Consider the following 24236-nt stretch of genomic DNA (forward strand, 5'->3'; position numbering starts at 1 on the left):
TTAGACGTCTAGACTCCTGAAGTTTGTGTGATAGGATGGAATGATAACTAAAGGAATGAGGTTGTACTGTGGGAAGTAATGTAAGACAACAGATTGAAGCTCAATTGAAGCAACGTATTCTTTTGATTGATGGTGGTATGGGAACCATGATTCAGGGATACAAACTTGAAGAGCAAGACTATCGAGGAACGCGCTTTGCGGATTGGCATTGTGATCTAAAGGGTAACAACGACCTGTTGGTTCTAAGTCAGCCTCAACTTATCAAGGAAATTCACGCTGCATATTTAGAAGCGGGTGCAGATATTCTCGAAACCAACACGTTTAACGCAACAACCATTGCGATGGCTGACTACGAGATGGAAAGCCTAAGTGAAGAAATTAACTTTGCAGCTGCCAAGCTTGCACGTGAAGTTGCAGACGAATGGACCGCAAAAACACCCGATAAACCGCGTTATGTCGCAGGGGTTTTAGGGCCGACGAACCGGACTTGTTCTATTTCTCCTGATGTAAATGACCCCGGATATCGAAATGTTTCTTTCGACGAGTTAGTTGAGGCTTACTCTGAATCGACTCGAGCGCTGATTAAAGGTGGTTCTGACCTTATTCTTATCGAGACCATCTTCGATACTCTTAACGCTAAGGCTTGTTCATTTGCTGTTGAAAGTGTGTTTGAAGAGATGGGTATTGAGTTACCTGTGATGATCTCGGGGACTATTACTGATGCTTCTGGTAGAACATTATCAGGTCAAACTACAGAAGCGTTTTACAACTCATTACGTCATGTTAAACCGATTTCGTTTGGTTTGAACTGTGCGCTGGGCCCAGATGAGCTTCGTCCTTATGTTGAAGAGCTTTCGCGTATATCAGAATCTTTTGTTTCCGCTCACCCAAATGCCGGGCTTCCGAATGCATTCGGCGAATACGATTTATCGCCAGAAGATATGGCTAAGCATGTTCAAGAGTGGGCTCAAAGTGGCTTTTTAAACTTGATTGGTGGGTGCTGTGGTACAACTCCTGAGCACATTCGCCAAATGGCACTTGCGGTTGAAAATATCGCCCCTCGTCAATTACCTGACCTTCCCGTCGCTTGTCGCTTGTCTGGCCTAGAGCCACTCGCTATTGATAAAGACTCTTTATTTATCAATGTCGGTGAGCGTACTAATGTAACCGGTTCTGCGCGTTTTAAGCGCTTGATTAAAGAAGAGCTGTACGATGAAGCGCTCGATGTGGCTCGTCAACAAGTTGAAAATGGCGCTCAAATTATCGATATCAACATGGATGAAGGCATGTTGGATGCACAAGCTTGTATGGTTCGATTTTTAAACCTTTGTGCGTCAGAACCTGAAATCTCAAAAGTACCAATCATGGTCGACTCTTCCAAGTGGGAGGTTATTGAAGCCGGTCTTAAGTGCATCCAAGGCAAAGGCATTGTTAACTCGATCTCTCTCAAAGAAGGCAAAGAGAAATTCGTTGAACAAGCTAAGTTGATTCGCCGTTATGGTGCGGCTGTGATTGTGATGGCATTTGATGAGATAGGGCAAGCAGATACACGTGAGCGCAAAGTGGAAATTTGTACCAACGCTTACCGAATTCTCGTTGATGAAGTGGGCTTTCCACCAGAAGACATCATATTTGACCCAAACATTTTTGCCATTGCTACGGGTATCGAGGAGCATAATAACTACGCGGTGGATTTCATTGAAGCCGTTGGCGATATCAAACGTGATTTACCACACGCTATGATCTCGGGTGGTGTTTCTAACGTCTCGTTCTCTTTCCGAGGGAATAACTATGTTCGTGAGGCGATTCATGCGGTATTCCTCTACCACTGTTTTAAGAATGGTATGGATATGGGGATCGTGAATGCGGGTCAGTTAGAAATCTACGATAACGTGCCGGAAACGCTGCGTGAGGCTGTGGAAGATGTCGTTCTTAACCGTCGCGATGATGCCACTGAGAGGTTGTTAGATATCGCGGCGGAATACGCAGGCAAAGGGGTAGGTAAAGAGGAGGATGCCTCTGCACTTGAGTGGAGAACTTGGCCTGTTGAAAAGCGTTTAGAACACGCGTTAGTGAAAGGAATAACCGAGTTTATCGTTGATGATACCGAAGAGGCTCGTGTCAATGCTTCAAAGCCATTAGAGGTGATTGAAGGCCCACTAATGGATGGGATGAACGTCGTCGGAGACTTGTTTGGTGAAGGTAAAATGTTCCTTCCTCAGGTCGTAAAATCTGCACGAGTGATGAAGCAAGCAGTCGCGCATCTGGAGCCCTACATCAATGCAGAAAAGCAGGTGGGACAAACAAACGGTAAGATTTTGCTAGCGACGGTCAAAGGTGATGTACATGATATCGGGAAAAATATCGTTGGCGTTGTATTGCAGTGCAATAACTACGAAATTATCGATCTTGGTGTCATGGTTCCTTGCGAAAAGATCTTAAAAGTAGCGCAAGAAGAAAACGTCGATATTATTGGTTTATCAGGGTTGATCACGCCTTCATTAGACGAAATGGTGCATGTTGCAAAAGAGATGGAGCGTCTCGACTTTAACTTACCTCTTCTCATCGGTGGCGCAACAACGTCAAAAGCCCATACAGCAGTTAAGATTGAGCAAAATTACAAGCATCCAGTGGTTTACGTGAACAACGCCTCACGTGCAGTGGGCGTATGTACTTCTCTATTGTCAGATGAACGTCGCCCTGAATTTGTTGAAAAACTTGAAGCTGATTACGAACGAGTACGTGATCAACATAATCGAAAGAAACCGAGAACCAAACCAGTGACATTAGAAGCGGCTCGAGCGAATAAAGTTGCGATCGATTGGGAAGCTTATACTCCTCCAGTGCCTGTTAAGCCTGGCATTCATATCTTCGATGATTTTGATGTGGCTATATTACGTCAATACATCGATTGGACACCATTCTTTATGACTTGGTCACTTGTGGGTAAGTATCCAACAATTTTCCAACATGAAGAAGTTGGTGAAGAAGCAAAACGTTTATTCGAAGATGCCAACGAGTTACTTGATCGAGTTGAGCGAGAAGGCCTGTTAAAAGCGCGTGGAATGTGTGGCTTATTCCCTGCTGCGAGCGTGGGGGACGACATTGAAGTTTATGCTGATGAAACTCGTACCGACGTTGTGAAAGTATTACGTAACTTGCGACAACAGACCGAGAAACCAAAAGGATTCAACTATTGTTTATCCGACTACATCGCACCTAAAGAGTCGGGTAAACATGATTGGATAGGGGCATTTGCTGTCACTGGTGGTATTGGTGAACGAGAGCTTGCTGATGAATACAAAGCACAGGGAGATGATTACAACGCAATTATGATTCAAGCGGTGGCGGATCGCCTAGCCGAAGCGTTTGCTGAGTATTTGCATGAGCGTGTCCGTAAAGAAATTTGGGGTTATGCTGCGGATGAAGATTTATCTAACGATGATCTCATTCGTGAAAAATACCAAGGTATTCGCCCTGCACCAGGTTATCCAGCGTGCCCTGAGCATACTGAAAAAGGACCGCTTTGGGAGCTACTTAATGTGGAAGAGAATATTGGCATGACTCTAACCTCCAGCTATGCAATGTATCCGGGCGCGTCAGTCTCTGGTTGGTATTTCTCTCATCCTGACTCACGTTACTTTGCGATCGCACAGATCCAAGAAGATCAGCTAGAGAGTTACGCCGATCGTAAGGGGTGGGATAGGATCGAGGCTGAAAAATGGTTAGGGCCAAACATTAACGGTTAAATTGATGTTTACCTCGTCCAAACGTAACAACTATTGAAACAACAAAGGGCTGCAGATACGCAGCCCTTTGTTTTATTGAGTTGAACTTACTTCTCAAACAACTCGGTGTGGAGTTTTTGTATGGCTTGTTTCGATACCGATTCATGGAGCAAGAAGCATAAGTTGTGAGGGCTAGCACCATAACAAATCATGCGTAGGTTAAAGTCTTCTAGCGTGCCAAAAACCTGTTTCGCGTAGCCTTTACTCTCACTCATGTTGTTACCAATGAGAGCAACGAGGCATAGGTCATGTTCAACTTCTACCTTACATAACTCTTCTAACTCTTCTCGTACAGCTTGCGGCAGCTGTGGTGCTCCGCCAGAGGTATCAGTTTGATCAAGTGTTAACGATACACTGATTTCAGATGTCGTGATCAAATCGACAGAGATCTTATGTTTTGCAAGGATCTCAAAGACCTTTGCTAAGAAGCCGTATGCGTGGAACATATTGGCGCTGCGTAGCGTTACCATGGTTTGGTTACAACGCAAAGCTAGCGCACGGAACAACGGTGAGCTTTCGACTTGGTGGCGAATCCAAGTTCCTCCTTTTTCTGGCTCTTTCGATGACCCTACAAATACCGGAATGTCGTGGCGCAATGCGGGTACTAGCGTAGAAGGGTGAAGGATTTTAGCGCCAAAGTTAGCCATTTCTGAAGCTTCACTAAAGCTGATCTCGGGAATTGGTGAGGCTTTTGGCGCAATTCGCGGGTCTGTTGTGTAGATGCCCGGTACATCAGTCCAGATTTCTAACCCTGCCGCTTTGACGCTCTCAGCAATTAAGGCGGCGCTGTAATCGCTGCCTCCTCGACCTAGTGTTGTTGTATTACCTGCTTCGTCAGATCCTATGAAGCCTTGAGTAACAACAACGGATTGTTGGCAAAGTGGTACGAGTTTATCTTGCGCAAGCGTCGAAATTGCTTCAATGTTTGGCTCCGCGCGACCAAAGTTGTCATCAGTACGCAGCACATCGCGGATATCAAAGCGCACTGCTTGAATGCCTCGCTCACACATTAACTGAGTTAGAATGTGCGTCGACATGAGTTCACCACATGCGACTAAATGATCGGTTAACTTCGCACTAGCTTGGATAGATGCAGCCTCGGCCAGGCTGGTTACGGTATCTAATATGCCATACACCTCGGCAGCAGTTTTCGTGCTGTCTTCGAGCTGAGTTAAAATGGCGTCATGAATGTTGGCCAAATTTTGCAGCAGCTCAGTACGGTGCGTTTGATCCTGAACACCGTTGGCGAGTTCTACCAATAGGTTGGTGACGCCAGAGCAAGCGCTGCTCACGACCAAGCGAGTATTTGGATTGTTTTCGATAATGGTGGCACAACGACTCATTGCCTCAAAGTTGGCAACACTGGTTCCACCGAATTTAGCTACGTTAAATGCGCTCACTGCGTTCTCCCACGACTTCCTAAAAAATTGTACATCCAATGTTTAGTGAGAAAAGGAACAGAGCAAAAAGAGAGGTATTTAGAATGCTATTTGAAAAATTTACCCTCAGAAGCCCTTCATCAGACAGCGCTGATGACAGTTGATGGGATTCAGCCCAATTCAACCGACAAGTCAAACCCTGCAACTTTGACTTACCTCGGCACTACTCCCCCTCAATGATTGGTGTTGGAATTGCGGTTCCACAAATCATCTACCTGGGTAGCGCTCCTCTTCTACATAAAGCTCAAACATTGAACGGTTTTGAGGCCTTAATGTCAATCAATATTTCAACCTTTATGGTGTTTTTTATTAACGATTTTGTGACACTGGTTTGACCTCCATACTTACGGCTAATTGCTGATAGAGGAAAAATCTATTAGGGTGAAGAACCCTACACCTGAGCCATGTTATTGAATAGAACTTTTAGAATGCTCAGGATAAAAGATAATCAAGGAGCTGACATGTCGATCCAAAGCTTTATTCCGCCTCACCGTATTTTAATGGGACCTGGTCCTTCTGATATTTATCCTCAAGTGTTACAAGCACTAAGCCGTCCTACGGTAGGTCACCTTGATCCTCTGTTTATCGGTATGATGGATGAGCTCAAGCAGCTATTGAAGTATGCCTTTCAAACTGACAATGAATTCACTATTGCAGTTTCAGCGCCAGGCAGTGCAGGGATGGAAACCTGCTTTGTAAACTTAATCGAGGAAGGCGATAAAGTGATCGTCTGCCGTAACGGTGTATTTGGTGAACGCATGCGCGAAAATGTCGTCCGTGCTGGTGGTGAAGTTGTTATCGTCGATGATGAATGGGGGACGCCTGTTTCCATTGATAAAGTCGAGCAAGCACTCGAACAGCACCCAGATACAAAAATTCTTGCTTTTGTGCATGCGGAAACCTCAACTGGTGCAGTCAGTGATGCTCAAGCATTGGGTAAGCTGGCGAAACAGCATAATGCATTATCTATTGTTGATGCGGTGACATCGCTTGGTGGTGTGCCGTTAAAAGTGGATGAATGGCAACTGGATGCGGTTTACTCTGGCAGTCAAAAATGTTTGTCATGTGTACCAGGGCTCTCACCAGTGACGTTTTCTCCTGCCGCGATTGAAAAGATTCAAGCAAGAACAACACCAGTACAGAGTTGGTTCCTCGATCAGAGTTTAGTTTTGGGGTATTGGAGTGGAGAAGGCAAGCGTAGTTACCATCATACGGCGCCAGTTAATAGCTTGTATGCGCTTCATGAAGCTTTATTGATACTGAAAAATGAAGGATTAGAAAACGCTTGGGCTCGTCACCAACTGATGCATGAAAAACTCAAAAATGGCTTACAAAAGTTAGGCTTTGAATTTGTTGTGGACGAAGCCCATCGGTTGCCACAATTAAATGCGATTTACGTGCCTGAAGGAATTGATGAAGCAAAAGTTCGTGCTCACTTGCTAGAAACCTATAACCTAGAAATTGGTGCAGGCCTCGGGGCATTAGCTGGTAAAGCGTGGCGTATTGGCTTAATGGGTTACGGCGCTCGACCTGAAAACGTTGCACTGTGCTTAAAAGCGTTAGAAGAGTCACTCACTGAATAAAGCTATACCGCAATGAGATAAAGAAAAGCGAAGGTCATCCCTTCGCTTTTTTGTATTTATTACTCAGCTCCTGAAGTGGGGGCTGGTGAGGCAGAGATTGCTTGAGAAGGTGGTCGGTAATTGACGTCACTGAAATCAATCTTCGGGAACAAAAACTGCGCTTCAGCTCTGATTTGCTCCGCTTTACTTGAGTCATCTAAGCCTTGGTAGGCCAAAATCAAATTATTATAAAATGCAGGGCGAGGCTTATCTTTGATGATTTTTAGCGACCAATCGATATAAGGCTGAATCAAGGTTGCATCTTGTTGGTACAGCCCAATGTTTAAAAATGTGCTATAGACATCCCAATCAAACCTATCTTTCCAAACCACAGGGTTACTGACTTGATTCAGAATATCAGGGTTAGTTGGCCTAGTGGTCTCAAACTTCGTCAATACATAGTTCGTATGCAATGCGCTTACCATGTAAAACGTAAACGCAACGGGAAGTACCAAACTAAAAACACGCAGCAAGCTTTTGGTCACATTACTAAAGCCGACTTGTCGATAACGAGAGACGCGCTGATCTACCCAGTACAGCAGGATAACGAAGATCAACCAATGCACGAGAGAGTGGTAGAAAGGGTATTCCAGTTGCGAGTGCAATACGATAGGTATAAACAAGGCCAGCAACGCAAGACGAGTTCCGCGTTTGGCTTGATAGATTCGATACAGTACCAGTGCCATCGCTAAGAAGATGCCGAGTATTGGCAGCAAGCCACCTTCTACTCCCCAGTAAAGTAGCTCATTATGCGGATGATCCATGGCTGGCAAACCAACTGGGTAATTCTCATTTAGGGCATGTTGACGAGCCGTATACAGCATGTACTCAGATTCAAACTTGCCATATCCATAACCAGTAAAAGGCTTTTCAATCACCATGTCTAATGTTTGTGGAAAAGTATACGCTCGAGGAGACTCCATATTTACTTTTTCTGCGGCTAACCCACTTCCATCAGGAAAGGCAAGATACATGACAACGACTGAGAGTGCGAGCCCAGTGACAAGCGACGTAACCCAGCGGATAAAGCGCCCTTTGGTTGCAAAGCGATACATGTATGGGATGACCAACAAAACGGCGATGATCGATGCTAACCAACCAGTGCGTGAAGCCAACGCCACAATTAGTGGTAAGGTTAAAACTGGCACGGCATAGAGAAGGTAAACATCGCTTAACTTACGGTCGTATTTGTAGGGCTGACGTGCAAGTAAATAGCTAGCAATCACCAACCCTGTCGCAAGAAAGCTGGCCATTACATTGGGCTGTTGGAAAATACCATAAGGACGATTGGCCACCGTGTCGTAACCAAACGGATTGCCTGGTTTGAGATACAGATATTGTGTCAGACCAAAAATGGCTTCGATAACAACCGCAAGGACAATGAACCATAATAGGCGTTGGCGATGTTTATTACTGAAATGAAATTGTTGTAAGACAATAAAGAACAGGACACCACACCACAGACCAATGAGCTTGTTGGCTGCCAAACTGCTATTCGCATTTGGGTACAGAATGGGCACCGTCATGATAAGAGCACTAATGAACAAGCCGATGGTTAATTTTGAGTAACGTAGCGCTCGATTATTCGCGAGTTGGTAGCACCCAATGCCTAATGCAAAGCTAAAAGCAATCCAAGTTGTCGCATTGAAGGAAAGTGAAAGTCCTGAACCGCCGGGGTTGGGCATGAAAAAGTGCATTGCCAACACAAATAGTGTTGCCAAGGCAATGAGAAACTTGCGATTGAGGGGAACCTGTACTTTTTCGGGAGAAAGCTTTGTTCCACTTACATGTATAGTAGCCATAGTTATTGCGTTGTTTTGAATGAAAAAAGACCAGCACTTGCTGGTCTCGGTACTTTACCTGTTTTTTCTACTTCAACATAGGCTTAAGGAAGTGAGCTGTGTGCGAACCCTCGATTTGCGACACATCTTCAGGTGTGCCTTGAGCGATTATCTCGCCGCCACCCTGTCCCCCTTCAGGCCCTAGATCGATAATCCAGTCCGCAGTCTTAATGACATCTAGGTTATGCTCGATCACCACGACAGTATTTCCGTGGTCGCGAAGTCTGTGCAATACAGTGAGCAACTGCTGGATATCATGGAAGTGCAGGCCGGTTGTTGGTTCATCCAAAATGTACAAGGTTTTTCCCGTATCACGCTTGGATAGCTCTCTCGCTAGTTTCACACGCTGTGCTTCACCACCGGAGAGTGTCGTTGCCGCTTGACCTAGGCGAATGTAAGACAAGCCAACATCCATTAGAGTCTGTAGCTTACGTGCTATAGCAGGTACGGGTTCAAAGAACGTTCGGGCGTCTTCGACCGTCATTTCTAGCACTTCATCAATGGTTTTGCCTTTGTAACGTACTTCAAGTGTTTCACGGTTGTAGCGCTTACCTTTACATACATCACATGGCACATAAACGTCTGGTAGGAAATGCATTTCAACTTTAATGACACCATCACCTTGACAGGCCTCACAACGACCACCGCGTACGTTAAAGCTAAAACGTCCAGGCTTGTAACCGCGAGAACGCGACTCTTGTGTGCCTGCAAACAGTTCACGGATTGGGGTAAAGATCCCCGTATAGGTTGCAGGGTTAGAGCGAGGTGTACGACCAATTGGGCTTTGATCGATATCGATAACCTTGTCGAAGTGCTCTAGGCCTTTAATCGATTTATAAGGTGAAGGTTGAGCCGTTGTTGCTCCGTTGAGTTGGGTGTGAGCAATTTTAAAGAAAGTATCATTAATCAGCGTTGATTTACCTGAGCCAGATACCCCTGTAATACAGCTGAATAACCCAACAGGAATAGAGAGATTAACGTTCTTAAGGTTATTACCTGTTGCGCCTAAGAGCTCAACCGTTTTTTTCGGATCACGCGGCGTGCGATCTTTCGGTACTGCGATTTCTTTAACGCCACTTAAGTACTGACCTGTCAGAGAATTCGGATTTGCGATTATCTCTTCCATGGTGCCTTCCGCGACAACATTACCACCGTGTACGCCAGCGCCAGGACCGATATCTATGACATGATCCGCACAGCGAATAGCATCTTCATCGTGTTCTACCACGAGTACGGTATTCCCCAAGTCGCGCAAATGAGTAAGCGTTTTTAATAAGCGTTCATTATCTCGCTGGTGGAGACCAATCGACGGTTCGTCCAGAACATACATCACACCAACAAGACCCGCCCCAATTTGGCTTGCTAAACGAATACGTTGTGCTTCACCACCAGAGAGCGTTTCGGCGCTGCGAGAAAGGTTCAGATAGTTCAAACCAACGTTAACCAAGAACTGCAGGCGATCGTTGATTTCCTTCATCACTTTTTCAGCGATTTGGGCTCGTTGACCTTCCAGTTTCAAGGAATGGAAGAATTCCAATGCATCAGCAATGCTGAGTTCAACAATCTCAGGTAGCGTCGTATCAGCAATAAACACGTTACGTGCTTCAAGGCGTAAACGAGTACCGCCACAGCTTGAACAAGATTTAGTGGAGATGTACTTCGCAAGCTCTTCACGGACAGAGTTGGATTCTGTATCACGATAGCGACGTTCTAGGGTATTCAGAATACCTTCGAATGGATGGCGTTTAACGCGAATATCGCCACGATCGTTGATGTATTTAAACTCAATCTCAGTACGACCTGAGCCCTTTAGAATGACATCTTGCGTTTTCTTTGGCAGAGAATTAAAAGGTGCATGGAGATCAAAACCATAATGATCAGCCAATGACGTGAGCATTTGGAAGTAGTAATAGTTCTTTTGATCCCAACCGCGAATCGCACCTTGTGCCAAGCTTAATGAATCATCTTGAATTACTCGGCTTGGATCGAAGTATTGCTGCACACCCAAACCATCACAAGTGCCACATGCACCAGCAGGGTTGTTGAATGAGAAAAGTCGCGGCTCTAACTCTTGCATGCTGTAACCACATTGTGGACAAGCGAAGTTGGCGGAGAAAATAATCTCTTCACCGTCGCCATCCATTGGCGCGACAACCGCAATTCCTCCTGATAACTCGAGCGTGGTCTCAAAAGATTCGGCTAAGCGCTGTTGCAGATCGGGACGAACTTTAAAGCGGTCGACCACGACTTCAATGGTGTGCTTTTTATGTAGCTCTAGCGTTGGAGGATCAGATAGATCGCATGTCTCTCCATCAATACGCGCACGAATAAAGCCCTGAGCCGCTAGATTCTCAAGCGTTTTAACATGCTCACCTTTACGCTCTTTGACAATGGGTGCCAACAGCATCATTTTGCTGCCTTCTGGCATCTCTAGAACTTTGTCCACCATTTGACTGATGGTTTGTGCGGCAAGAGGGGTATGGTGCGTTGGACAGCGGGGTTCACCCACACGAGCATACAACAGACGTAAGTAGTCGTAGACTTCGGTAATTGTACCTACGGTTGAACGCGGGTTATGAGAAGTAGACTTCTGTTCAATAGAAATCGCGGGTGATAACCCTTCAATATGGTCGACATCGGGTTTTTCCATCAGAGACAAAAACTGACGAGCGTAGGCAGAGAGAGACTCTACGTAGCGTCGTTGGCCTTCTGCATACAATGTATCGAAAGCGAGAGAGGATTTACCGGAGCCACTTAGTCCAGTAATGACAATCAGTTTATCGCGAGGGATTGTAAGATTAATGTCTTTGAGGTTATGGGTTCGGGCACCGCGAACTTCTATTTTATCCATCGTTTTTGCTCTATGTATAACCAAGTGGGGCAAGTATTACATAGTGTGAGAAATGTGCAAAGAAAATTACTGGATAAAAAAACAGTAAAAATAAAAGCCCAACATAATGCTGGGCTTTAGAAACAATAATTTCGTACTACGACGATGCTTTATACCGCTTTTTGGGTTGCGTGTTTACCTAACTCTGAGGCTTTTTCATCTTTTAGATACAGGTTTTCAAAACAGTAGTTGGTTGCTTCGATGTAACCTTCAACACTACCACAGTCAAAGCGTTTGCCTTTGAATTTGTAAGCCAAGACACAGCCCGCTTTTGCTTGTTTAAGTAGCGCGTCAGTGATTTGAATTTCACCACCTTTACCTGGCTCTGTGTTTTCAATCAGTTCGAAAATATCAGGGGTCAGAATGTAGCGACCAATGATCGCAAGGTTGCTTGGTGCCGTGCCTTTCTCAGGTTTTTCTACCATGTCGTCTACGCGGTAGATGTCATCTTTGATCATTTCACCAGAGATAACGCCGTATTTGTGAGTCTCATCTTCTGGGACTTCTTGTACGGCAACGATAGAACAACGGAACTGTTTAAATAGCGCCACCATTTGAGTTAGCACGCCTTCTTCTTCGTTGACACAAAGGTCATCAGCAAGAACGACGGCAAATGGTTCGTCACCCACCAGTTCACGCCCGGTCAGAATCGCGTGGCCTAAGCCTTTCATCTCGCGTTGACGGATGTAAGTGAAGTTTGCAGATTCAATGATTTCACGGATATCTACCAATAGCTCTTCTTTATTGGTACCGCTAATCTGGTGTTCCAGTTCGTAGTTCTTATCAAAGTGGTCCATGATAGAGTGTTTGCCACGACCCGTCACAATACACATGCCGTTCATACCAGCTTGAATTGCTTCTTCAACGCCGTATTCAATAAGCGGTTTATTCACGACTGGCATCATCTCTTTTGGCATAGATTTCGTTGCCGGTAAGAAGCGAGTGCCATAGCCTGCAGCAGGGAACAGACATTTTTTAATCATTGGGGGAATATCCTATCTCGTTATTATCAAGAATCTGCGCATAACTTTAACACGAGAGTCGTCAATGAATCATGAATAAAGTAGGAAAAAGTGTGAGACTCAGTGCGGAAAAAAGATGAGCGACTCGTCATTTCAGTCATTAGAGTCGCGGCATCGCATCATGACATTAAGTTTTGATCTGCCCACGCGATAGCCTGAACGCGATTCTTCACTGATAGCTTTTTGAATATCTGATACAAGTGCGATTTGATGGTGAATTCACTGACAAATAATTCCTCGGCCATTTGGCTGTTCGATGCGCCAGCTTGCAAGCAACGCAGTACTTGCAGCTCGCGAATGGTTAGGTCTACCGTGGCTGGGGCAGTATGAGTGTTAATGACGTTACGGTAATAGTGTAAAAGTTGACTGGTTACATTACGCGGCAGCCAGTTTTGACCGTTAACAATGCCCTTTAACCCTTCTCCAATTTGCTCTAGCGTATCTTCGGAATAGAACAGCCCCTTTAATTGACCAAATGAAAGAAGCTCATCCGTGGTCAGCCTTTTAGGGACATTGAACACAACGGTTTCAAAGTTCTTCCATACCAGCGGTAAGTTTTTGATCGATTGAACGAGTGATTTATGTTCACTGAAGTCGATCAGTAGGATTTTATTACGATGCTGTGGCTTAGCTTCCATGAGTGCTTCGGTCGAAATCACCGGGATACTCATATCAATGTACTTTTCGAGTGCCGCCACCTTTTTTTGCGCATTATCTTCCATACTGATCAGAAATAGCTTTCTTGCGTAAGCCGACTTTCTCACGTGTTCAAATCTCCCAGTGTTCAATAAAGGCCATAAGTTGGCATTAAAGAGAGGTTGTAACCATAGCTTTACTGAATAAATGCGTTCGAATTCAAAGCTTCACGAAACGCTGTCTGCAACGCGAATCAAAAGTGCTACATGCGTAAGTTGAAATGCGATTTGGGTTCTAGTAGATGACTCATTAGATCACAATGGTATTAGACTTTAATCAAAACATTAAAGCGTGCTATTCTAATGCGCTAAAATTTTATATATCCAGAGTGAAACGGAGCACATCATGGCCAGCCGTGGAATTAACAAAGTTATTTTGGTGGGGAATCTAGGTAACGACCCTGAAATTCGTTACATGCCGAACGGCGGTGCAGTAGCAAACATTACTATTGCGACTTCTGATTCATGGCGTGATAAAGCGACTGGCGAACAGCGCGAAAAAACGGAATGGCACCGTGTTGTGTTGTTCGGCAAACTTGCGGAAGTAGCAGGTGAGTACTTGCGTAAAGGTTCTCAAGTATACATTGAAGGCCAACTGCAAACTCGTAAATGGCAAGACCAAAGCGGTCAAGATCGCTACTCAACTGAAGTCGTTGTTCAAGGCTTCAACGGCGTGATGCAAATGCTTGGCGGTCGTGGTCAAGGTGGCGGCGCACCAATGGGCGGTCAACAGCAGCAGCAAGGTGGATGGGGTCAGCCTCAACAACCAGCTCAGCAGCAGTACAATGCGCCTCAGCAACAGCAACAGCAACAACAGCAGGCTCCGCAGCAACAACAGCAGCAGTACAATGAGCCACCAATGGATTTTGACGACGATATCCCGTTCTAAATTCTGCTTATGCTTGAATCGAAAAGGCCGCGAATATCGCGGTCTTTTTTATTGTCGCTATCTAATGATCTCAAAGGCTTATCTCAGCAAGGTTAGGCGTAACAATAAAACTTATCAATGAGTGTGATGTTCTTTATGCTCCAGCCTCTCACTATCAGACGAATCCGATTGTTTGATGAACTCTTATCAAGTATAAATATTTCAATAAGGTATATGATGAATAAAAAAGGAATTTGGTATTCATGAGGTATACCCCAACTCTTAAGTTAAGCACACGGCTGGTGGCTTTTGTCACCATGATCGTCATCTGCGCCATGTTTATCTTGTTTGTCGGTGGCACCCTCTCTTTTAAACGTCTTGGGCAGGAATATCTCACCCATTATTTAGAAGGGATCGTAGAGGTGGTCGACAAGGAGATGGAAGATCCTGACGCTGCTTATTCTATGCAGCGCTGGATGCCGAAAATGCTGCAGGCTTCCAATATTGTCGAAATGACATTGTCGACCAACAATGCGGTTGTTTATCGCTTCAAAGATACTTCTCATCAAATGGAAGCGTCAGTCTTGTTTGAGACAGAATACCAACTGACTCACAATCAAGATTACACGATTCATTTTAAAGCGATCCCGCCTTACTTAGGTTACAGCTACTCAATGCAGGCGCTTTGGTCGATCACGCTTGCCGTTATCCTGATCATCTTCTGTTTAATGCGCGGTGTTGCGTGGCTTAAGGAGCAATTAGAAGGCTCTGAAATGCTCGAAGAGCGAGGCAGGATGATCCTTGCTGGTCGGGTAGAGCAGTATGCAAAAGGTGACAAAAAAGAATGGCCTTATACTGCCAGTGAAGCGCTCGATGTATTAATTGAAGAGTTACAAGATGCGCGTCAAGAGCGAAGCCGATTTGATACCTTTATTCGAACTCAAACCTTCCTTGATAAGTTAACAGGTACCGCCAATCGAGTGCTATTTGATAGCAAACTGGAATCGGCGTTACTAGAAAGTGGGGCTCGCGGTGCCGTGTTGCTGGTGCGCATTCAAGATTGGAAGTTGGTTGAAGAAGAGCAAGATAAGCAAATAACGGATGAGTTTATTGTTGAAGTTGGGAGTTTATTATCCAACTTAGTTCAGCGATACCCTGATGTTGTGTTTTCTCGTTATTACGATGCTGATTTTGCGTTATTTCTGCCGCATCAAAGTGCCAAAGATGTGGCTAATTTGGCATCACAATGCATTCGCCAGTTAGAAAAATTAATTCCGCCAGAGCCACTCGACCCAGACAACTGGTGCCATATAGGCATCACTACTTATAAAGAGGGTGAGCGACACAGCCAAATCATCGATGAAGCAGAGACAGCTTTGCGTAGTGCGCAACTACAAAATAACAATAATTGGAGTCGCTTCAAAAAATGGAACCACGATGAAGAAGCTCGCGGAAGTGTGAGGTGGAGAACGTTATTTGACACAGCACTTACACCAGAAAATGTGATACTCTACGCACAATCTGTGCACCCAATAAGTGACGCAACGCATAAAAAATCATTATATGAAGAGTTAACATGTCGGATTCGCGATCCTGAGAATGGCATTGTTAAAGCGTCTCGGTTTATTTCTGCGATCAGACAGGTTGGTTATGAAGCGCAAATGGATAAGTCAGTTATTAATAAATTCTTAAGAGAATTTAAGGATAATTTTGATAACTCAAGATCGTATGCGCTCAATTTGAATGTAACGCCTTTTTCTAACCGAGAGTACTTTAAATGGTTTCGTGATGAACTCTTACAGTTGTCACGTGAACAGAGAAAGTGTCTCAGTTTTGAGTTTGTTGAAGCACAATTTGTAAGACACTTAGACTTTATGCGACCAGTCGCTAAAATGCTGGCCGGTTTAGGGTGCCACTTAATGGTTGGGCAGGCTGGACGGACCATCGTCAGCACTCACTATTTAAAAGAAGTGGATATTCGTTACCTTAAACTTCATCGCAGTTTAGTAGCAAAAATCGACCAGCGACATGAGAACCAGCTATTTGTCCGCAGCATGCTAGGTGCTGCGGCAAACAGTAAAACTAAAATCATAGCAGTGGGAATTGAGAATCAAAACGAGCTCAACACGTTAATTGAGCTCGGGGTTTATGGTGGGCAAGGGCGCTACTTCTCTGCAGAGCAGCAGTTTCTTCCTCGTCCACAAGCATTGCCAAGTTCTCAATCAGAATCCCAAGTGAAATTGGGAAGACGAAATCGCTGGCGTAAAAAATAAAGATAATAATCATGGATTTCAAAGCACTACTCGACAAGCTCAAACGATCATCTGGTGGTGGTCGTTCCTGCTTTTTGGTTATTCAGCCAGACGCCGTTTATTTATCATCTTCAATAAAAAGTGGTCGCCCATACCAATTTGATATTTCTGAATCCAATTGGGAGAAAGCCGTAGAGCAAGCATTGAGCGTTGCTGCGAGTGCGTATGATTCTCTGACGGTTGTCCTTTCTCATAACTATTATCAGATGTATCAAATCGACAAACCTGTCATGCCGCGCCAAGAATGGCCTGCAGCATTACCGTTTTTGTTGAAAGAACTGCTCTCTGAGCGTGCCGTTGACATCATTGCAGATGCGGTAGAGCTACCCAATTCAACCAAAGTGCAAGCTTACGTCTTATCACGAAAAATGTTGGATAAGATCGTGTTACTGGCCAGTCGCGCCCAGTTGCCATTAGAAGCTATTCTTCCTGAAGACGACATTTGGGGAGAGACCGCAGGTGAACTAGGTAACTTCCTATTATTACAACGCAGTGTGCGTGGTCACTTCCGTATTAGCGCTTTTGTCGAAAATACTATCGCGTTCCATCGTTCGATTCGAAGTGTGACGCCACCGTTAACGGGGGTTCCGTCTAGCGAGTTACAGATGGATAGCCTCTCGTTAGAACTGCAACGTTCGATTGATTATCTTTCTTCTCAGTTGCGCCATGTGCAGCTGCATCAATTGAAAGTGTGTTGTGATGAGGAGGATGAGAGTGAGCTTGTTCAGTCTCTGAACTACCGTTTAAGCACTAAAGTTTCTCCGTTATTACCACCAGAACATGAGCTATCAGGACACGTTTTAGCAGATGCTGCTGCTGCTTCTAATACTCGACGCGTTAACTTATACCCTGATTACTTAAAGCCGAAAAAAGAGCTCCTGACACTAAGAAATATCGCGTTATCTTGGGGTGTCGCGGCTGCGGCCATTCTACTCTCTTACGGCTATGTGACTTGGCAGAGCAGTGGTTTAGAAGATGAAATTGCTATTGTAAAAAGCAAAGGCGATATCATGAAGTCAGAGCTTGAACGCTATCAAGTCAAGCTACGTAAGCATCAACCCGACAATAATAAGCTGGCAGCTAAAGCCCGCTTAGAGCGTGAAGTCAAGGCGAAGCGAGACTCGCTTAAAGCCGTCGGGAAATACGATGACTCGCAGCGCACGGGTTACTCTGGCGTGATGCAATCATTAGCTAAGCTAGGAAACCAAGAAATTTCTTTGTCCGAAATTCGAATCAATAACCATACCTTAGATCTGAAGGGACTGGCGAAAAAGCCGAGCTCAGTACCAAGTTGGGTTAACCAATTTAAAAATGAAATTAGCTTGGTTGGCCGGACATTTGACGACGTCAAAATTGGCCGAAATGATAAGGATATTGTGACGTTTGAGCTAAAAACGCGCGAGGATAAAGAGAAATGAACGAATTCTGGCTCTCATTAGAAGAGCGCTTTGGCGAAATGAGCGCGCGTGAAAAATTGCTTATCGCGCTGTGTGGTTTAGTTGTCGTGATCATGTTGCTTTTTACGCTGGTACTGGAACCAAAGCTTAACGAGATCATCAGTAATGAGAGGCAACTAAGCAATTTAAAGCAAGCCAATCAAAAGATTGAAATCGACACGCTACGTATTCAAGCGCAGCTGAAGAAAGATCCAAACGCTGAGATTGATCGCTCGATATCTAACCTGCTAACAGAAAGTCAGCACCTTTCGATGCAGCTAGCGGAGATCATCGAACACCTTATTACACCTTCGCAAATGGCTGAGCTGCTGGAAAATGTATTAGAGCAGCAAAGTGGCATTCACCTTTTGTCTTTGCAAACTTTGCCATCTGAGCCAATTACGGAAGATAAAGAAGCATCGCAATACTCTGGTTACTACGTGCACCCTGTACGCATGGAGCTGACTGGCGACTACTTTTCTATTGCCAATTATCTAAATAAGTTGGAGAGCCTTCCTGCCAGTTATTATTGGCGCAGCTTTAGTTACAAAGTCGAAGAGTACCCGAAAGCGAAGCTTGTGTTGGAAGTCTACACACTAGGATCTCGAGAGGAGTTTATTGGTGGTTAAAAAACTCATCATCTCATTACTTGTCATGGCTGCGGCAGGAACCGCTTGGGCGAACCAAGATCCAACGGCACCACTTGGCTGGGAAAAGCCTGCGGTTGAAACGTCAGCGAAACCAAAAGCAAAACAGTACCGACTGCCTACGCTCAACAGTATTGTGTGTAAGCCAAGTACTGCTTGTGTCGCGATTATGGATAACAAGCTTGTTGAAAAAGGCGAGCTATTTAAGGGTTATCGCGTCGCGAGCATTAATAGTGAATTTGTAACTTTAAAGCGTGGTAACCGTCAGTGGGACCTAGAGCTTTTTGGTTTAAACGTAAAAAAATAATAACCAGAGCCTGATCAGATATGCGCAAATTAGTTGTAGGAATAACGATTGCTTCTTTAATGGGATGTTCAATGGGTCATCGTGACCCAGTGGAAGTCAAAGAAGCGCTCAATGAATCTATCAATCAAGCGAACAGCCGCACGTTAGAAGAAATTCCTTCTTCTGTCGAAGCGGACCTGATGCCTAACTTAGACTCGAATGTTGCTTCAGAGCAAGGTACCTCGAAGCGTTTCCGTATTCAAGCGAATGCGGTCGATGCACGAAGCTTTTTTGCCTCGCTAGTCAAAGGTACTGAGTACAGCGTGGCGATTCATCCTGCGGTACAAGGTAATATCACCGTCAACTTGTCAGATGTTACGTTGGATGAAGTCCTGAGCGTTGTACAGAACATGTATGGCTATGATGTGGTGAAGTCTGGCAAAGTTATTCAAATCTACCCTGCTGGTATGCGTACGGTAACCATTCCTGTTGATTACCTCCAGTTCAAACGCTCTGGTCGATCATTGACGAGCATTGTCACGGGCTCAGTGACCTCGGCTGGTACGTCTAATTCTGGCGGTAGCTCAGACAGTTCTGACTCATCAGACTCTGACAATGGAAGTAACAACGGCGATAGCTCGACGACTTCTACGGGCGGTACGCGCATCGAAACCATCACTGAAAGTGACTTCTGGCCGATGCTGCAGCAAGCCGTTGCGAATCTAATTGGTTCAGGCAAAGGACAAAGCGTTGTTGTAACACCACAAGCAGGAGTGATTACGGTTCGAGCGTTTCCAGATGATATTCGAGAAGTCCGTGAGTTCTTAGGTGTATCGCAGGAGCGCATGCAGCGTCAGGTCATTCTTGAAGCTAAAATTCTAGAAGTGACGTTGAATGATGGCTACCAACAAGGCATCAACTGGTCGAACTTATCGGCGTCAATTGGTAACTCGGGTAGTGTCGTCGTGAACCGTCCAGCGTCGGCATTACCACCGTTGGATGCGATTGGCACGCTATTGGGCGGCCAAACCAACGTGACTATCTCTGATGGCAACTTCAATGCTGTGTTGAGTTTTATGTCTACGCAAGGTGACTTGAACGTTCTTTCGAGCCCTCGTATTACCGCAGCCAACAACCAAAAGTCGGTCATCAAAGTGGGTACCGATGAGTATTTTGTTACCGAGTTATCGAGCAATGCAGGCAACGGTGAAAACTCAAATGCCGTTCCAGAAGTGGAATTGACACCATTCTTCTCAGGTATCTCTCTCGATGTGACTCCGCAAATTGATAACAAAGGCAATGTGTTCCTGCATGTTCACCCTGCGGTTATTGAAGTCTCGGAAGAAGTGAAGAAATTGAACTTGGGCGGTGAGTTCCAAAACATCCAATTGCCATTGGCAAAAAGCTCTATTCGTGAATCTGACTCGGTTATTCGTGCTAAAGATGGCGATGTTGTGGTTATCGGCGGTTTGATGAAACAGCAAAATCGTGAGCTTGTTTCTAAAGTCCCATTCTTAGGCGATGTGCCCGCATTGGGGCATTTGTTCCGCAACGTAAATAACGTGACTGAGAAAACAGAATTGGTCATCTTGCTAAAACCGACCGTAGTTGGTGTGAACTCTTGGCAGAAAGAGCTAGAGCGCTCTCGTGATCTGCTGCAAGAGTGGTTCCCAGATGCGCAATAAGCGCGGGGAAAGGTTCCGTTTTTCAATGAGTTTGTGATTCGAGTATGTACTTGTCACATTTTGGATTTCGAGTTCAGCCTTTTTCGTTAACCCCAAACACAGAAATGTTCTTGGGGTTAGTCCCTCACTATGAGGCGATCCAAACCATTTTAGCCGCTGTGCAAATGGGAGAAGGGGTGATTAAGGTGACGGGAGAAGTCGGCACCGGAAAAACCATGGTATGTCGTAAGTTAATTGAGCAGATTGAATCTGAAGTCGAGCTGATTTACTTACCTAATCCAGTTTTGAATGGAGAGCAGTTGCAGTTTGCTGTCGCCAGAGAGTTAGGCATCGATAACGATGACCCGCTACGTATTGTTTCTCTCATTCAAGAACACCTGATTCAAGTGCATTCTGCGGGAAAGAAAACCGTCTTGATCGTCGATGAAGCGCAAGCTCTTTCTCCACAAGCTTTAGAAACATTGCGTCTGTTCGGTAACCTAGAAACGGAACAAGATAAACTCATTCAACTGGTGTTATTCGGACAACCGGAGTTGGATGAGCGGTTAGCCAGCCACGAGCTAAGGCAGTTTCGTCAACGTATTACGTTTAGTTGTCAGCTGCGTCCTCTTTCTATCGATGAAGGCGTGGCTTACATCAATAATCGTTTAGACAAGGCAGGCAATGGAGCGCACATTTTTTCTATTGAGCAGAAAAAAGCGATTTGGCGTTCATCCATGGGGATTCCACGTTTGATCAACCAAATTAGCCACAAGTCGTTGCTTGCGGCATTTAATGATCGTTGCACACTATTAAAAAATCATCACGTTTACGCAGCTATGCACGATACGTTTGATGCCCGTAAACCTAAGTTTAAAACACCCGTATTTTGGGGATGGAGTCAACCTTGAGTGCCATCAATAAAGCATTATCAGAACTCGCTGAAAAAACATCACCGTCAGAGCTTACTCGTGCGGACATTCCCAACGCTTCACGCAGTAAACCTTGGCTTTGGCTCGTTGCCGGTTTCTCGTTAAGCCTTGCGGTGGGCGGCTGGGCGGTCTCTCGCGGTCCTATCCCTTCAGGCGAGCTTTCATCTGCTCAAACAGAAACCATGCTATTGTCGCCAGTGAATGCTTTGTCAATCACATCATCAGAGCGTACTCATTCGCCAACGAGTAAAATGACGCCCGAGACAGCCCATGTGGTTTACACGAAGCCAGTGACACAACCGGCTGCGCAACAGCTTCATATGCCAGAGGCTGATAGGTTCACGCCAAGAGCGGAGGTAAATGCGGTCTCTGAAGATGCAGTGCTACTCGCGCAAGTGGCAACGATGCCAAGCGATGAGCAATCTAATCACGTAACCCGCACGACAGCAGAAAACAGTTCAATGCGTATTGAGCAGGTTGAGTTGACGCACCGCCAGCTATCTCTTAAAGCGGTTAGCCGAGCGGAAAAAGCACTGGATGCTAACGATATGCAAACGGCGTTGTCGGCTTATGCTGAGGCGTTACGTTATGAGCCAATGAATGCAGACACGCGTCAAAAATTATCGGCGTTGTACTTTGGCAAAGGCGACACGCGTAAAGCGTATGAGATTATCCAAGAAGGCATCAACCTTGACACGAACAACCAAGTACTTCGTTTAGCCTTGTCTAAGTTGTTAGTGAAAGCTAATCAACCTGAAGCGGCGCTGAGTCCGCTTGTGCATTTGCCTCCAATACCAAGTCGAGATTACTTGGCGATGCGTGCGGCATTGGCACAAAAACACAAGCAGAATGATATTGCGCTTGAGAGTTATCAACTCCTTACTCAGCGTGAGCCGGAAAATGCGCGCTGGTGGCTAGGTTTAGCGATTCAACAAGAGCGCGCGCTGACGTTTACCGCCGCGATCAACTCTTACAACCAAGCTCTGGGTAAAGTTGGCATTTCGAATCAATCGCAAGCGTTTATTCGTGACCGTTTGAGCATCTTGAAACAGCTGGAGAATGCACAATGAAAATTCAGTTGAGAAAACGCTTAGGCGATCTTCTGGTTGAAGAAGGCATCGTCTCTGAAGAACAAATCCAGCAAGCACTAAACGCACAACGTAGTACCGGGCAGAAGCTAGGCGATGCGTTAATTGATCTCGGCTTTATTACTGAGAAGCAAATGTTGGACTTCTTGTCCCAACAACTTGGTTTGCCATTGATCGATCTTGGTCGCGCACCTGTGGATGCGGAAGCGGTACAGATTCTACCAGAGGTACACGCACGTCGCTTACGTGCGATGGTGGTTGCTCGAAATGGGGACACGTTGCGCGTTGCTATGAGTGACCCTGCAGATTTGTTCATCCAAGAGTCACTGATGAATTTGCTAGGTGAATACAACCTTGAGTTCATTGTGGCTTCAGAGCGCCAACTCATTTCAAGCTTTGACCGCTATTATCGCCGCACTAAAGAGATCGCTTCTTTCGCGGAACAGTTGCATGAAGAGCATAAAGACGAGCAAAGCTTCGATTACGGTATTGATGGAACCGACAGTGAGGAAGTTACCGTTGTAAAGCTGGTTAATTCCATGTTTGAAGATGCGGTACAAGTCGGGGCATCGGATATTCATATTGAGCCAGACGATCAGATATTGCGCTTACGTCAGCGTATTGATGGTGTACTGCATGAAACCATCCTGAATGAAGTGAATATCGCATCGGCTTTGGTTCTTCGATTGAAGTTGATGGCGCACCTAGACATCTCTGAGAAGCGCTTGCCACAAGATGGCCGATTCAATATCAAAGTGCGTGGTCAATCAATCGATATTCGTATGTCGACGCTACCAACGCAATACGGGGAGTCCGTGGTAATGCGTCTGCTTAACCAGTCTGCTGGTTTGCGTCCATTAGAAGAGTCAGGTTTGCCGCCAGATTTGCTTGCTCGTTTACGTCGACAGTTGGCTCGTCCGCACGGCATGATCTTGGTTACGGGGCCGACAGGTTCAGGTAAAACCACCACGCTTTACGGCGCATTAAGTGAGCTCAACGAACCTGGGAAAAAGATCATTACAGCAGAGGACCCGGTTGAATATCGCCTGCCTCGCATCACTCAGGTACAGGTAAACAGTAAGATCGATCTGACTTTCTCGCGTGTGCTTCGAACCTTCTTGCGTCAAGACCCAGACATCATTCTTGTTGGTGAGATGCGTGACCAAGAGACGGTAGAAATTGGTCTACGAGCTGCACTAACGGGTCACTTAGTATTGAGCACTCTTCACACCAATGATGCTGTCGACAGTGCGTTACGCATGATCGATATGGGCGCACCGGGTTACTTGGTTGCTAGTGCGGTCAGAGCTGTGGTGGCGCAGCGTCTTGTTCGCCGTGTTTGTCCAGATTGCAAAACAGAAGACCATCTAGACGATTCACGCCAACAGTGGTTAGCTGGGCGTTTTCCAAACCAAGTGGGCACCACTTTTTATAAAGGTGCAGGCTGTCAAAACTGTAACTTGACTGGCTATCGAGGCCGAATCGGTGTGTTTGAAATGCTCGAACTGGAGCAAGAAATGATGGATAAACTGCGCGCCAATGATGCGGTTGGCTTTGCCCAAGCCGCGCGTCGCTCAGAAAACTATAAGCCGCTGCTTGCCTCGGCGATGGAACTGGCGCTGCAAGGCACCGTCAGCTTGGATGAAGTGATGACCCTAGGTGAAGGTGACGCTTCTGGTAAGACTGATCCCATTTTCATATAGGTA

General features: G+C 45.5%; 16 protein-coding genes and 1 riboswitch. Of the genes, 11 read left to right on the forward strand and 5 right to left on the reverse strand.

Annotation, left to right across the window (positions count from 1 at the left end; translation table 11 throughout):
- The first annotated feature begins 68 nt into the window (after positions 1–68).
- Positions 69–3749: a methionine synthase gene (gene metH / locus OO778_RS01875; RefSeq protein ID WP_074191829.1), complete on the forward strand. Its 3681-nt coding sequence runs from the start codon at positions 69–71 to the stop codon at positions 3747–3749.
- Between the two features lie 86 nt (positions 3750–3835).
- Here the strand turns inward: metH and lysC are convergent, their stop codons facing one another.
- Positions 3836–5188 (reverse strand): lysine-sensitive aspartokinase 3, encoded by a 1353-nt coding sequence (gene lysC, locus OO778_RS01880; RefSeq protein ID WP_042523508.1) that lies wholly within the window; start codon positions 5186–5188, stop codon positions 3836–3838.
- 101 nt (positions 5189–5289) lie between these two features.
- A riboswitch (Lysine riboswitch) is annotated at positions 5290–5468 on the reverse strand.
- Between the two features lie 220 nt (positions 5469–5688).
- Between lysC and OO778_RS01885 the strand changes: the two genes are divergently transcribed.
- A complete protein-coding gene (locus OO778_RS01885; RefSeq protein ID WP_047009173.1) occupies positions 5689–6810 on the forward strand; it encodes an alanine--glyoxylate aminotransferase family protein in 1122 nt (373 codons plus the stop codon).
- Positions 6811–6869: 59 nt separating this feature from the next.
- On the opposite strand, the gene OO778_RS01890 is transcribed toward OO778_RS01885, so the two are convergent.
- The 4 genes from OO778_RS01890 to OO778_RS01905 form a co-directional block, all read right to left on the reverse strand.
- On the reverse strand, positions 6870–8651 hold the full coding sequence (locus OO778_RS01890; protein ID WP_074191832.1) for a PglL family O-oligosaccharyltransferase: 1782 nt from the start codon (positions 8649–8651) through the stop codon (positions 6870–6872).
- A gap of 67 nt (positions 8652–8718) precedes the next feature.
- Complete coding sequence (gene uvrA, locus OO778_RS01895; protein WP_074191833.1) at positions 8719–11541, reverse strand: excinuclease ABC subunit UvrA; 2823 nt, start codon at positions 11539–11541, stop codon at positions 8719–8721.
- Between the two features lie 149 nt (positions 11542–11690).
- Positions 11691–12563 carry a UTP--glucose-1-phosphate uridylyltransferase GalU gene (gene galU, locus OO778_RS01900; RefSeq protein WP_074191834.1) on the reverse strand — a complete coding sequence of 291 codons (873 nt, stop codon included), beginning with the start codon at positions 12561–12563 and terminating at the stop codon, positions 11691–11693.
- A 158-nt stretch (positions 12564–12721) separates the two neighbouring features.
- Positions 12722–13366: a LuxR C-terminal-related transcriptional regulator gene (locus OO778_RS01905; RefSeq protein WP_005397417.1), complete on the reverse strand. Its 645-nt coding sequence runs from the start codon at positions 13364–13366 to the stop codon at positions 12722–12724.
- Positions 13367–13643: 277 nt separating this feature from the next.
- Between OO778_RS01905 and OO778_RS01910 the strand changes: the two genes are divergently transcribed.
- The 9 genes from OO778_RS01910 to OO778_RS01950 all read left to right on the forward strand — a co-directional run bounded on the left by OO778_RS01910 (position 13644) and on the right by OO778_RS01950 (position 24233).
- Entirely contained in the window at positions 13644–14186 is a 543-nt protein-coding gene (locus OO778_RS01910) for a single-stranded DNA-binding protein (protein ID WP_258615631.1), read from the forward strand.
- 242 nt (positions 14187–14428) lie between these two features.
- Positions 14429–16438 (forward strand): RNase E specificity factor CsrD, encoded by a 2010-nt coding sequence (gene csrD, locus OO778_RS01915; protein ID WP_048626836.1) that lies wholly within the window; start codon positions 14429–14431, stop codon positions 16436–16438.
- 11 nt (positions 16439–16449) lie between these two features.
- The gene (locus OO778_RS01920; RefSeq protein WP_264910643.1) at positions 16450–17895 is read left to right on the forward strand and encodes an MSHA biogenesis protein MshI; all 1446 of its coding nucleotides are present in this window, start codon (positions 16450–16452) and stop codon (positions 17893–17895) included.
- Entirely contained in the window at positions 17892–18542 is a 651-nt protein-coding gene (gene gspM, locus OO778_RS01925) for a type II secretion system protein GspM (protein WP_047009166.1), read from the forward strand. Before OO778_RS01920 ends, gspM begins: the two co-directional genes overlap by 4 nt.
- A complete protein-coding gene (locus tag OO778_RS01930; RefSeq protein WP_046873588.1) occupies positions 18535–18867 on the forward strand; it encodes a hypothetical protein in 333 nt (110 codons plus the stop codon). Before gspM ends, OO778_RS01930 begins: the two co-directional genes overlap by 8 nt.
- Before the next feature lie 20 nt (positions 18868–18887).
- Positions 18888–20531 (forward strand): pilus (MSHA type) biogenesis protein MshL, encoded by a 1644-nt coding sequence (gene mshL, locus OO778_RS01935; RefSeq protein ID WP_074191839.1) that lies wholly within the window; start codon positions 18888–18890, stop codon positions 20529–20531.
- Between the two features lie 44 nt (positions 20532–20575).
- Complete coding sequence (locus OO778_RS01940) at positions 20576–21421, forward strand: AAA family ATPase (protein ID WP_005397403.1); 846 nt, start codon at positions 20576–20578, stop codon at positions 21419–21421.
- Positions 21406–22512, forward strand: coding sequence for a tetratricopeptide repeat protein (locus tag OO778_RS01945; RefSeq protein WP_256899829.1), 1107 nt, complete (start codon positions 21406–21408; stop codon positions 22510–22512). Before OO778_RS01940 ends, OO778_RS01945 begins: the two co-directional genes overlap by 16 nt.
- Entirely contained in the window at positions 22509–24233 is a 1725-nt protein-coding gene (locus OO778_RS01950) for a GspE/PulE family protein (RefSeq protein WP_074191841.1), read from the forward strand. The genes OO778_RS01945 and OO778_RS01950 overlap by 4 nt, the downstream gene beginning before the upstream one ends.
- Positions 24234–24236 lie beyond the last annotated feature (3 nt).

It is taken from the genome of Vibrio sp. STUT-A16 (assembly GCF_026000495.1).
GTDB classification, from domain to species: Bacteria; Pseudomonadota; Gammaproteobacteria; order Enterobacterales; family Vibrionaceae; genus Vibrio; species Vibrio diabolicus.

What these genes read in the sequence shown, in the direction of transcription:
- OO778_RS01910 (WP_258615631.1), top strand. Translation starts at nt 13,644, where the DNA reads ATGGCCAGCCGTGGAATTAACAAAGTTATTTTGGTGGGGAATCTAGGT.
- OO778_RS01885 (WP_047009173.1), top strand. Translation starts at nt 5,689, where the DNA reads ATGTCGATCCAAAGCTTTATTCCGCCTCACCGTATTTTAATGGGACCT.
- csrD (WP_048626836.1), top strand. Translation starts at nt 14,429, where the DNA reads ATGAGGTATACCCCAACTCTTAAGTTAAGCACACGGCTGGTGGCTTTT.
- OO778_RS01940 (WP_005397403.1), top strand. Translation starts at nt 20,576, where the DNA reads ATGTACTTGTCACATTTTGGATTTCGAGTTCAGCCTTTTTCGTTAACC.
- OO778_RS01950 (WP_074191841.1), top strand. Translation starts at nt 22,509, where the DNA reads ATGAAAATTCAGTTGAGAAAACGCTTAGGCGATCTTCTGGTTGAAGAA.
- OO778_RS01890 (WP_074191832.1), bottom strand. Translation starts at nt 8,651, where the DNA reads ATGGCTACTATACATGTAAGTGGAACAAAGCTTTCTCCCGAAAAAGTA.
- gspM (WP_047009166.1), top strand. Translation starts at nt 17,892, where the DNA reads ATGAACGAATTCTGGCTCTCATTAGAAGAGCGCTTTGGCGAAATGAGC.
- mshL (WP_074191839.1), top strand. Translation starts at nt 18,888, where the DNA reads ATGCGCAAATTAGTTGTAGGAATAACGATTGCTTCTTTAATGGGATGT.
- galU (WP_074191834.1), bottom strand. Translation starts at nt 12,563, where the DNA reads ATGATTAAAAAATGTCTGTTCCCTGCTGCAGGCTATGGCACTCGCTTC.
- OO778_RS01920 (WP_264910643.1), top strand. Translation starts at nt 16,450, where the DNA reads ATGGATTTCAAAGCACTACTCGACAAGCTCAAACGATCATCTGGTGGT.
- uvrA (WP_074191833.1), bottom strand. Translation starts at nt 11,541, where the DNA reads ATGGATAAAATAGAAGTTCGCGGTGCCCGAACCCATAACCTCAAAGAC.
- OO778_RS01945 (WP_256899829.1), top strand. Translation starts at nt 21,406, where the DNA reads ATGGAGTCAACCTTGAGTGCCATCAATAAAGCATTATCAGAACTCGCT.